General features: G+C 35.1%; 13 protein-coding genes. 8 read left to right on the top strand and 5 right to left on the bottom strand.

Going from position 1 to position 11,838, the window contains the following annotated elements:
- The first annotated feature begins 62 nt into the window (after positions 1-62).
- Entirely contained in the window at positions 63-1,250 is a 1,188-nt protein-coding gene (locus NST57_RS03520; RefSeq protein ID WP_341298055.1) for an MFS transporter, read from the top strand.
- Between the two features lie 18 nt (positions 1,251-1,268).
- On the opposite strand, the gene NST57_RS03515 is transcribed toward NST57_RS03520, so the two are convergent.
- A complete protein-coding gene (locus NST57_RS03515) occupies positions 1,269-2,714 on the bottom strand; it encodes a DUF4179 domain-containing protein (RefSeq protein WP_341298054.1) in 1,446 nt (481 codons plus the stop codon).
- Complete coding sequence (locus tag NST57_RS03510) at positions 2,683-3,228, bottom strand: sigma-70 family RNA polymerase sigma factor (RefSeq protein ID WP_341298053.1); 546 nt, start codon at positions 3,226-3,228, stop codon at positions 2,683-2,685. Before NST57_RS03510 ends, NST57_RS03515 begins: the two co-directional genes overlap by 32 nt.
- Positions 3,229-3,407: 179 nt before the next feature.
- Between NST57_RS03510 and NST57_RS03505 the strand changes: the two genes are divergently transcribed.
- The 5 genes from NST57_RS03505 (at position 3,408) to NST57_RS03485 (ending at position 5,902) form a co-directional block, all read left to right on the top strand.
- Positions 3,408-3,593, top strand: coding sequence for a Fe3+ hydroxamate ABC transporter substrate-binding protein (locus NST57_RS03505; protein WP_341298052.1), 186 nt, complete (start codon positions 3,408-3,410; stop codon positions 3,591-3,593).
- A 4-nt stretch (positions 3,594-3,597) separates the two neighbouring features.
- Positions 3,598-4,167, top strand: a complete 570-nt coding sequence (locus NST57_RS03500; protein ID WP_341298051.1) for a GNAT family N-acetyltransferase — start codon at positions 3,598-3,600, stop codon at positions 4,165-4,167.
- A 15-nt stretch (positions 4,168-4,182) separates the two neighbouring features.
- Positions 4,183-4,635 carry a LytTR family DNA-binding domain-containing protein gene (locus NST57_RS03495; protein ID WP_341298050.1) on the top strand — a complete coding sequence of 151 codons (453 nt, stop codon included), beginning with the start codon at positions 4,183-4,185 and terminating at the stop codon, positions 4,633-4,635.
- A 5-nt stretch (positions 4,636-4,640) separates the two neighbouring features.
- Entirely contained in the window at positions 4,641-5,051 is a 411-nt protein-coding gene (locus tag NST57_RS03490) for a hypothetical protein (protein WP_046526935.1), read from the top strand.
- 95 nt (positions 5,052-5,146) lie between these two features.
- Positions 5,147-5,902 (top strand): CPBP family intramembrane glutamic endopeptidase, encoded by a 756-nt coding sequence (locus tag NST57_RS03485; protein WP_341298049.1) that lies wholly within the window; start codon positions 5,147-5,149, stop codon positions 5,900-5,902.
- A gap of 563 nt (positions 5,903-6,465) precedes the next feature.
- On the opposite strand, the gene NST57_RS03480 is transcribed toward NST57_RS03485, so the two are convergent.
- The 3 genes from NST57_RS03480 to NST57_RS03470 all read right to left on the bottom strand — a co-directional run bounded on the left by NST57_RS03480 (position 6,466) and on the right by NST57_RS03470 (position 10,226).
- Entirely contained in the window at positions 6,466-7,056 is a 591-nt protein-coding gene (locus tag NST57_RS03480) for a DUF6037 family protein (RefSeq protein ID WP_341298048.1), read from the bottom strand.
- A gap of 283 nt (positions 7,057-7,339) precedes the next feature.
- Entirely contained in the window at positions 7,340-9,223 is a 1,884-nt protein-coding gene (locus NST57_RS03475) for an ATP-binding protein (protein WP_341298047.1), read from the bottom strand.
- Positions 9,210-10,226, bottom strand: a complete 1,017-nt coding sequence (locus tag NST57_RS03470) for an SIR2 family protein (RefSeq protein WP_341298046.1) — start codon at positions 10,224-10,226, stop codon at positions 9,210-9,212. Before NST57_RS03470 ends, NST57_RS03475 begins: the two co-directional genes overlap by 14 nt.
- Before the next feature lie 608 nt (positions 10,227-10,834).
- On the opposite strand from NST57_RS03470, the gene NST57_RS03465 reads away from it, so the two are divergent.
- Positions 10,835-11,311 carry an AraC family transcriptional regulator gene (locus tag NST57_RS03465; protein ID WP_341298045.1) on the top strand — a complete coding sequence of 159 codons (477 nt, stop codon included), beginning with the start codon at positions 10,835-10,837 and terminating at the stop codon, positions 11,309-11,311.
- 210 nt (positions 11,312-11,521) lie between these two features.
- Positions 11,522-11,698, top strand: a complete 177-nt coding sequence (locus NST57_RS03460; protein ID WP_341298044.1) for a hypothetical protein — start codon at positions 11,522-11,524, stop codon at positions 11,696-11,698.
- Positions 11,699-11,838 lie beyond the last annotated feature (140 nt).

Below are 11,838 nucleotides of genomic sequence, written 5' to 3'. Positions count from 1 at the left end.
TACTTATGTTAGCACGGAATTTAAAATGAATACAACGTTTCAACATAAAGGAAGGGTTCAAAATGAAAAGTACATCTTATCCATTGCTCATATTTCTTTTAGCCGTCGGTTCTTTCGTCACAGGTACTTCAGAATTCGTCGTATCAGGCATACTGGACATCATTTCTGACGATCTGCACATCTCCATCCCTGTTGCTGGTCAGCTCATCACCATCTATTCTCTTTTTTATGCCGTGGGTGCCCTCTTTTTAGTCATGGCCACATCGAAATTGAATCGAAAAAAGGTTCTTTTATCGGCGATTTCCATGTTTATAGCAGGGAATGTGCTTGCCTTTTTTAGCCATCACTTTATGCTGCTCATGCTCTCGCGGGTCATTATGGCCATGAGTGGCGGCTTATATATTGTGCTCGCAACAAATTATGCAGCGCAGCTCGCCCCGCCAGAAAAAAAGGGGAGTGCGATGGCAACAGTAATCACTGGATTTACAGTTTCACTAGTACTCGGTGTACCGATTGGAACATTTTTAGCAGGATATGTAGATTGGCATGCCATTTTTCTCATCATTGCAATAGGAACCGCTTGTCTCTTGTTTCTTCTGTATCGATTATTACCGCCTATGGAGGGACATTCCCATGTGCCATTCAAACAGCAAATTCAAATTCTTCAAGACCGTAGGGTGTTAAGCGGCTTAGCCACGACTGCCTTTTGGATTTTAGGGTACACGATGGTATTTGCTTACATTTCGCCATTATTGCGACAGACATCCGGATTTACGCTCGAAATGACAAGCATTGCCTTGCTTGTATTAGGGATTTCTGCTTTTATTGGCTCACGCTTTGGTGGATACGCTGTCGATCATTGGGGGCCAAACCGAACCATTTCAATCAGCATCACGGTTCAGATGCTCATGCTCTTTGCGTTATCCTTTACACAATTTTCTGTAGTTGGCGTCTTCATCACGCTCGCCATTTGGGGCACCGCCACATGGACAACAACACCAGCGAAGCAATTTTATCTCATCTCCCTAAAACCCGAAACATCGGAAACTGTGCTGAGCTTTAATACAGCGATTATGAATATCGGCATGATGCTCGGCTCGTCAATGGGTGGTCTGATTATTCAATATACAAATGTAACGAATTTAAGTTGGATCGGCGGGCTAGCCAGTTTTGTTGCATTGATGTTGATTCGGTACTCGTTCAATCGTCATCGACTGGCGCATGAACAGGTAAAAAGCGAACATGTGTAATCATGTTCGCTCATTTATTTATCGATTAGCTTTTGATGTTTCTTTTTTGACTGGAATGGTTACCGTTATATCTTTTTGTGGTGCCAACAGATTCAGATTTGACAGATCAAGATACAGCCCATAATCCTTAAATGAAAAATGGTTTAACGACAGTTTTTCTAACTCCTTCACATCAAAATAAAAGGTGGATTGCATAGAAGCTGTCTGTAAATTGGTCACCTTTGCATCGTTCCCCTTTAAATAATATCCGTTTTCGTAATTTGCTTCAGGGTCTGACCATGATTTCATTTTTTTCACATCGCCTAATCCAATTGATCCGCCGACATTCTTCATCACATCTTCATCTAATTCTTCCTGATCTACTCCAGTAAATTGATAATCTACTATCACAGAACGGCCTTTTTGCTCAATTTTATTAATTTTAATCCCAATCCCATAATGCTTTGTCTTGAACTGAATAGGCAGCTTCGTCTGGAGGGGAATGATTTTACTTTCTTCATGTTCTACCCATAAAGTAGTGAAAAATGTTAGTTCTGTCGCCTTTGGATCGATTGGCTGATTTAAGATTGTCATATGATTTATCCTAGTTTTTTTGTTTGAAAGTTGTTTTTCCTCAAATCTTGTCCCAGTCTCCAGTCTGTATTTATTTCCTAAATTATCTCTCATTCTATCTATTAAAATCTCATCATCTTTTGCAACACCATTGTAATCAATCGCATATTGAATCACAGAGGAATTCACTCCATTTTCCACCTTTATATCTTTCAATTGATAATGTCCATTTAAAATAGATACTTCTTTTTGTCCTGCTAATAAGGTGGTTTTTTGCTTAACCACAGGCAATTCAAAGCGCCAATTCCCTACAATATCTCCAATTTTCGAAATCACGAGTTGTGCTTTTTGACCTTGTTTAATCGTCTGTCCATTTGTAAAAAATTCCATTCGTCCAGCATATCGACCATCTTTTAATTTTTTCAACTCTGTACTATTTATATTGGGTTGAAAATTTTCATTGATTTGATCAGAATCAATTTTGATCGGTATAAAATCTTCTTTTGTATGAAAATTCTCCACAGTAAACGTATAAACAAGCCGCCCGGCATCATAATACACACTGTTCACTTTCACAGTAACCCCTCTTGATTCAGCCCCCTCATTCACATGCTTCACCAACTCACTCTGAAAAAGAGACATTCCTACTTTATCGTGAAACATCATATATAACTGTCCAACAAACGGCACTCGAGCCATCGCTGTATTAAGAGAAGGAAAAAGGAAGCCGGATGAAAAATAAAGAACGATTAGTACGATGGCAGAATATATTGGCGTTCTCCAATTCCATGTGAACCAATGACTTTTCTTTTCCGCTTTCACATCTCCCATTGCTTGACGAATCACAGAGGTCACTTCAACCTTTGGTACATCAATCTCTTCATAAAGCTTTTTCATTTCTTTTCGTTCCATCGACACTCTCCTCCTTCTCCAATGTTTGCTTTAATAACTTTCTTGCTCGATACAAATGAGTTTTAACCGTTCCTTCAGGCACACCCATCTGTTCAGAAATCATCGAAATCGAATAATCTTGAAAATAAAATAGCTGAATCACGAGCTGATATTGCTCATCTAACACATCTAGTGCATTTTTTAAATCCAGCTTGTCTTCCAAAAAATCATGCCGCTCAACGCTCTCATGATGCTGTTCAAACGGAACAACATCTTGCTGCTTTTTCTTCATCGCAAAAATCGTATGAATCAAGATCCTAGTCAGCCATGTAGAAAAATAAGCCGGTTCTTTTAATCCAGATAAATGTTTAAATGCTTTAATGACCGTCTCTTGAACAGCATCTAACGAATCCTCCTTATTTCTTGTGTAGAAAAAAGCCGTTTTATATAAACGCTCTTGATACATCAGCATTAATGTCTCAAATGCCGGGACATTCCCTTTTTTTGCTTTTTTAATTAGACGCACTTGCTTCATCTCATCCACACCTCCTACACCTGTTAGAGCAAGGTTTCTCTCAAACGGTTTCAACACTCGGAAATTTCTTTTACTTAGCATATGTCGGATAAAAATAGAGAAAGTGAAGAATGGAGTCGAAAGAACAAGTTGGATATTTGATATAATTGAAGAAATATCTACAAAAAGGAGTATGTCGATTGTTTCGATTCGAAGAACCCACGTGTGCTAGCTGTCAGAAAAAAATAGAAGGAAACGAAGAAGTGTACGTCAAGCTGGTCTATCCAAAGAGAAAAGGAATGACAGAGGTAAAGGCTTGGCTGAGGAGTGAAGGGGTTTTTTATTGTAAGGCATGTACAGAACAAAAGACATCACATGGGGGATAAATGCATGAACAAAATTACTTTTCCACAAACATTTCCAACGATACAGACCGAAAGACTGATCTTAAAACAAGCAACGATCGCAGATGCTGAGGATATGCACATCTATTTATCCAATGAAACCGTGTGCCGCTATACGGGCATTGATGCACATGAAACCATCGAAGACACAAAAGGAGAAATCAAGTGGTATGACAATATCTTCAAAGAACAAACAGGCATCCGCTGGGGCATTTCTTTAAAAGATAACCCTACCATCATCGGCAGCTGCGGCTTTCTCAATCTAGAAAAACAGCACCGCCGTACGGAAATTGGCTTTGAATTACACCACGATCATTGGAGAAAAGGCTTCATGAAGGAAGCGATTACTGCGGTGTTGCGGTATGGATTTCAGGAGATGAACTTGAATCGGATTGAAGCCATCATTGATCCAGCAAATACGTCTTCTGTTCAATTATTGGAGAAGATACATTTTGTACGAGAGGGTTTATTAAGAGAGTATGAATTGGGTCAAAAAGGATTCGATGATGTGTATATGTATTCAATTTTGAAGAGAGATTACGAAAAATCCTATTAGACAGAGGAGAAACAAATGAAAACGGATATTCATTTCATCCAAAAGCCGCAACCAGAGTATGTTTCTTTTCACATTTATGAACTCAATCCAGCGATTGAAAAACTTGTCCAGCAAGTGGAGCAGTCAGCTCCCTATTTCTTAGCACAAGAACCTACGAAAGAAAGAGTGAAAAAGGTCTATTATCACGACATTTTATATATAGAAAGCGTTGATAAAAGATCGTTCTTGTATACGTCAGATGGAGTGTTTCTCTTAAGGGAAAAGCTATTTGAACTTGAAGAACAGCTTGAAGCGCATGATTATGTCAGGATTTCAAAATCGATGATTCTGAATATAGATTCTATTGCCGCTATTTCTCCTAAAACGAGTGGCCGTTTTGAAGCAAGCCTTACAAATAAAGAAAAAGTAATGATTTCACGTTTTTATATCCAAGCATTAAAAGAGAAGCTTGGATTACGGAGGAAGTGAACAGGATGAAACGTTATATCACAAATCTTTTGATCACATTTTGTATGATCTTTACTGCACTCGTATTGATTTACTGTTTCACGTTTGGAACGATGCCCATCTATATTTTACAAGCCATCATGTTCAGTTCCTTTTTTTCAAGCGCCCTGACCTTCTTGCTATACCCAAAACAAACGTACAGCCATAAACGGATTCTTTTTCAACAAATTCTATATATCGTCCTTGTGATGTGTATGATTATGACCACCATCATCATCGTCAGCGGTGAAATCAGCCCCCTTTCGTTTATCGTGAATTTCCTTGTGGTCATGGCTTTATTCTTTGTGATCAAGTACCTATTGTATAAAAAAGATCAAGCAACCGCTGAGGAAATCAACGATCTTTTACAGCAGCGAAAGAAACGAACAACATCTTAATGTGCATCTTAGGGCTAAAAATTGACAGGTTAGGAAGATTTCATTGTGACTTCTGCTTGATTCCATTACTCTGACGTTAGAGGAGGAATCAACACATGAAACCAATCACAATCATTCGAAAATCAGTACTTCTACTGCTCTTTTCTTTAATCATTCCAACAAGCGCAGGTGTCTATCTATCCATCAAAGAAGTAACCGACCCAATGACCATCTATCTCATCAATGGCTGTGCCATGCTAGCAGGATGTCTTTTACTTCTATTCATTATTCAAAAAAGTCGTTTTCACTTGAAAGAAATAGGTTTTCGAAAAGGATCTCTCGGTATGTGGATATTTCCGATCCTGATCATCGAGGCCATTCCGTTTATTACTGGATTCAACAAGGATTTAACTGTTTCTTCCTTTCTGGCACTTTGTTTCTTCATGGTGTGTGTCAGTCTTTTTGAAGAAGGAATTTTTCGCGGCATTCTGTTCCAATATTTAAAACAAATCAACTTGAGCACTGCCATATGGGGCTCAGCCGTACTATTCGGACTTGGTCATGCTGCGAATCTACTAAGCGGAAAAAGCATCACCTTAACCGTCGCACAAATCCTCTTCGCCTTCTTATTTGGATTCGTTGCAGCTGAAATCGTTGCACTCACGAACAGCCTGCAATGGGTGATCGTATGGCACGCGGTTCATAATATCGTGGATCAGATGACAAGTGGAAATACGCCTGTCGGAATGCAAATGCTTTTGCTCTCGGTTCAATGTGTCATTCTGCTTGTTCTTGCGGTGGTGTTGTGGAGAAGATTAAAAATGCGAACCATCGTCAATAAATTTATTTTCTACAATGATCGAATGCAGTAAGCAGGAGAAAAGAATTGATACGGCTTACTTTCACAATATTATTTAACTCAAAGATTTATATAATAGATATGATGACCTTCTAGTAATTCTGTCTTTGATTATTAGTAAATATAATAGAATAAATTATTAGATGTTACTTGAAACTAGTGACAGAAATGATATGTAACGCCTTTTCCTATGTATCGCTTTTATCTATTCTTTATGAGTTAAACAGGTCATAAATAAACCACTTAATTCACAACTAATTTAGATGATATAGGTAGAGATACGTTGGAAAAATCTGAATAGTCGCAAGTGTTTCAAGAAACTCTATACGGTTAAAAGAACAAAAAAGCTACTATGGAGAGATAAAAATAGTCTGAAATATATTAACCTCAGGGTTAGATTTTGCTTTATGTGATGAACTTATTCCAAAGCACTCGATTTCAAATAACACATTTTCTCTGTAATTGATCTATTCTCGTCAAAACCTTAGTTTAACTCAAACTAGATGTTTATATTTTATTTTGCATCTAAGTTAAAAATCATTAAAAAAAGGCGTAGTATCATCGCCTTTTTTTAATTTACGATTTATTTTTAGGGAAGTCTCTCATTAATTTACCTGCGTACTTAGGATTGTCTGTCCAGCCACTACTTATGTTCCTTTCTTTACACGTTCGATAAGCTTCTTCTCCAATTAACAATCTTGTTTTCTCTAAATTTTCAGGTTTGGCGTTAGATTTAATACCATCATGAGGAATCCATTTTAAAAAATAAATTTTATTTTCTTCTTCAACAATTTTTCGATAGGGAGCAATATCTGCGGGAACAAGACGATTATTTTCTGATATATTATGAGGAACTCTGTCATTAATATGATTTAGAAAAGCATTAGTGCTAAATTTATTATTATCATCTCTCTTTAAACCTAATATCTCACATAATCGATAATACTTATCTTTTTCTATGTAAGAGTTAACTTTAAAACCTTGTTTAACTTCAAATTCTAAATAAAAATTCTTTCCTCTAGCTGCTAATATTAATTTAAATGGGGATTTATCAACAAGAAAAAGGCATTTAAATAGTACTCCCTTAAAAAAGAATTCAAATTTAGATCGATCAATATTTTTACTTTTCATATCCTTATAAAGTAATTTCAAATTATTTAATTCCAAACAGTCTACCTCCTATTTTATTAAAATCATTACGTTTATATTTTTACGTTTTAATTCCTTGAAAGGTTTCATTTGCATATATTTGGACTGAGCACCAAAAACTGAAAAAGCCAATTCCTTATATTGAAGGAATTGACTTGGCCAAAGCACCACAATTTTATATTTGTCACATAGGCCATAAAAGTGAATTATAATGTCTAAAATTAAATTATACTCTGTATATAAATCTTTAGTATATTCTTTTATCTGCTATATTTCATCTTTAGTACAACTTTATACTATTTTACGTTTCAATCCACAAATTAGTAAGCTTGATATCATCACTAGCTGGCCGGAGTGATTTCTCTTTATCAACTTTTACGAATACAGGAACTTGCATAGCATTACCTGTTATAATCGCTTCACCTTGTCCTAGACTAGGAATCATCTGATACGAACTTTTATCAAGTGTAGGCATAGTGTTTTCAAGCATTCTTAAATCTTTCTCATTCACTAAACGATGAATCAAATAATTATGTGTTTGTGAAAGAATCGTGGGTGAAATATCTGCGGGCCTATGACTGGATAAAGTTAAGTAAAAACCAAACTTTCTCCCTTCTTTAATAATTTCTTCAAAAATAGTTAATCTATAATCTTGCCAGTCATCTCCATTATTCTTATACTCAGAATTTAAAATGTTATGAGCTTCATCAATAATTAAGTGTTTAGTTTGATTAACACTGTTTCCCGAAACTATTTTTTTTTGCTCATCATATATCATTTTAGATAATAGCATAGGGATTAAACGAGTGATTTCTTGATTTGCATGAACAAGTGAAATAATATTTATCATTTTATAATCGTCGATAGCCTTATCTTTTACTTCAATAACTTTCTCAAGACTCTGAAAAGATGAATTGATTCGGCTAAACAACGGATTTAAATGTTCACGATTTACTTTACCCCAAGCAGTTCGATGGACCCGCTGAAATTCTAAAAATATTTTCAATTGGTTTAGTGGTGTAATTTCCATACGCTTAAAACACATAGTAAGACTTTCAGATATTGCTTGAATTTTTGATCTATTAAGAGAATCTTGCGAAATTCCCTCTTCGGAACCACTATTGAACCAGATTTTTAATGAGGGAATACTATAATCCCCAGTATTATATTGCACAATTTGGTCTAATTCTGAAAACAGAGAGGAGTCTTGCAAATAGTTTTTTGCTGTGTCTATCCAGTCTTGCAAACTATCCTGATTAGCAGACTTGCCAGATGTTAATATCTTCTTAAGAGTTCCTGTTGCATATACACCAAAACAAAAATTGGTCTCATGAGAAACTTCATTAAATCTGGTTATCGAACTTCTTAGAAAAGGTACTTGTGTAGCCGGTCTTGCATCAAAAAGGATTGATAGAATGTCTGCATCAAAAAGGTATTTCTTTTTAACTGGTAATTTTCTCCCTTCGCACAGATTTCGAGTATTAATTTCAAAGATTTCTTTATCTTCTTCATCAACACCAAAAACCCCTTTTTGAGTCGCTCCATCAATTTCTGATGATGAATATTCTCCATTAAAATCAATTACAAAGAATTGAGATTTATTTATCATTTGATTATAAAATTTCGATCTAAACAGCTCCAAATATAATTTATGCAAACTATTAGACTTTCCACTTCCTGTGTTCCCAAATATACCTATGTGAGAAGCAAAAAACTTATTAATTGATAATTGAATTGGTTGATTTTCTAAAATTGATTTTCCAATTTTAATTGTTGATTCATTATTTTCAATTCCATAAATAATTTTCAACTCTTCTATACTAGTGAGAGAGACCTCATTACCAATCATGGGTACGTATTGACTTGTTACTTGAAATTTCCCATCTTCAATGACTCCTTTAGTTTTCACAGAAACAATTCTATTTATTGAATTTTTAGAATATCTGTTATCAAATTCAGTACTTTTTATTGAGTTTTGTTGATCAATTACTTTCTCATTTGAAACAGTTACTATTATTTTAATCTCATTTTGATTAATAGTAAGATAAGCTCCAATTTTTGGTCCTGCCAATATTTCACCATACCAAATGAATTCTGCGTCATTTGACATGCTGTACATTCCAACTTGTGATACATCACTATCAACAGAAGTAATTACTCCTAATTTTTTCTTAGGACTTTCCATCTTTTAAGTCCTCCAACCTTATACCAGAAAATAGATCAGTTAAATTTATTAAGTTAAAACTGTGCCAGATCTCTTCATCATTAATTATGTTTTTTGTTTTATATTCATCACAGAAATTTTCAGGAGTTAAAATAGTAAAATTACTTCGTTCACCCTTCCATCCTAAATTTGATAAAAAGGTTGCTCTATCATTATCACTGAACCCAAAAACATACACCATTAATTCTGGGTTTTGAATAGCTCTTTTAACCATCTTTGCAATATGCTTATCTTGAAAAGAAAATCCAATTACAAATAAAACTGCTTGTGGCTTATCTAGCTCTAACTGAAAAACCCTAAGCATCTCATGAAAATGATTATTATAAAACGTCTCTTGTTCTTCATATCCTGTAGGTTTTACAATAAGTGGATTATCAACAACACTATTTCTAATATACACTGAATCATTATTTATTTCCCAATTCATAGAACCATGAGGTTTTATTAGTGTAAGTGATGGTATTTCATTTGTATAATTATCGTTTAATCCCTTATATGATACAGTTCGATTATAATTAGAGCCATCAAGTTCTCTTTCAAAGTAACCACTAGCACCATCATTAACCACAAATCTATAATTTTTTAGTACTTTGTCAAAAGCTTTCTCAATGAATAAATCATAGTTTGTCGTAAAAAGATTTGCTGTACGAGTAGTTTGCCTTGAATTTGACATGTTAAGTATATCTATTATAGTTGAAAGAAAATTTATATAATTATTCAATGTAATAGATATTTCGCTACATTCTTCAACATTATTTAATAAATCTTTACTTACTGCTTTAACTTTTTGTTTTAATTTTTCATTTCTTTTTTCATAATCTTTCTCATCAATCATTCCCATTAAAGGTATAGCAGGAAAGGAGTTACCTGAACCAATTAAAAAATTCAACTGCTTTGTAATAGCCATTTTTCTAAGTGTTTTTACTAATTCATCATTGTTATTACTCATCCGTTCGTCAACCATATTGCCCTCCTACTCGACTATTGATTACCAGATTACTACAATTATACAACACTTCACAAAAATGAACTTACGTTGCAGAATATTTTTATGATAAAAATCACAAAATTTACACAGATGATCTTCACATAATATTGAAATTTGGTTGGAAATTCATAGATAACAAATTTATATTTGGAAAATCACCTTTAAACTCACAAATCTCCATTAAATATCATTTAAGTTACCATCTTACTTCTACTCTATCGCGCAGGTCTTACTCGTTATATCATATACCCCGCGGTTATCATGCTTCCTTGACGATACGATTTGGTATCTTCTCAAGCACTTCTTCAAGGATACTCTTGCCCAGTCACTCGTCATACAGCGCGGAGGCCAATTGTGTAGTTAGTATGTTCTTTCGTCATCCAAGACCGAAGCTAAGGAAATTCCTTTACGTAGAATTGCATCCAATTCCCGGACGATATCTAATTTTTCTACAGAAATTTCAACCAGTCCACGGATACCTAGGACTAAAAGATCCATTCTACAATCGCAACATAGCACAAAAAGTGAAGTTTCCTAAAAAGCATTTCCGCTATACTAAACTCGTAAGGCAAGGATGTGCTCGGTTGTCATATCAAGAACATGAGAAAACGATTCAAGAAACATTGAATTATATTGAACAGCATCTGAAAGATGATTTAACGCTTCAAACTCTAGCGAAACACACTGGTTATTCTAGGTTTCATTTTCACCGTATTTTCAAGAAAGTGATTAAAAAGTCAGTTGTTGAATATATACGGGAACGTCGAATGACCCAAGCGGCGAAGGATTTAATTCATATGGACCAAAGGGCGATCGATATCGCATTGCATTATCGTTTTGGTTCACAGGAATCCTTTCCTAGAGCCTTTAAGATGATATATGACATGTCACCCGCACATTATCGGAAGTTATTAAGGAATGTCATTGATGAGGAGGAAACAAATATGGCTGATCATCAGAACACACCTGCTAGATGGATTATGACAAGGATACCCCATCTGACTATGAAACAGGTTTGGATAACAGAATTGTACACAGTGGGACTAACTCCGCTTATTTAAAATCAAAAGATAAAAAAGCTCGAGGTTTCACAACATTGATACAGCAAATTAAGTCTGATCGTTACCGAAGAGAACGCCTTCAATTTTCTGCCTTTGTCAAAAGCGAAGATGTGAAAGGATCAGCTGTTTATGGATGAGGATTGACCACTCTTCAGATGAAATTCTTGCGTTTGACAATATGATGAACCGTCCTATTACAGGAACAAATGGATGGAATCTGTTCCAGTCAAAAGTGAAGTCATTGCGTTTGGCATTTTACTACAAAACCCAGGTCACATTTGGATGGACGAACTTAGTTTTAAAACGGTAGATGAAAGTGTACCAGTGACAGAACAAAATACTGTGGATCATTTAGAGGATGAACCAGTGAATTTAAGAGGAGGTTAATTGCCATGAAAAAAATGGGTGCTATTTTATTGTTCGCTATGAATTCACTCACCTTTATTTGGGGCCTTGGATTTTTATTTGGTGAAGAGAATACCACATTAAAACATAAATAAAATAAAGATGGACACCCACAGGACAAA

This window comes from Bacillus sp. FSL M8-0077 (assembly GCF_038050255.1).
GTDB lineage: Bacteria > Bacillota > Bacilli > Bacillales > Bacillaceae > Bacillus > Bacillus altitudinis.
The sequence above is the reverse complement of the archived record's forward strand: the minus strand, read 5'-3'. Positions and strand labels throughout refer to the sequence as shown.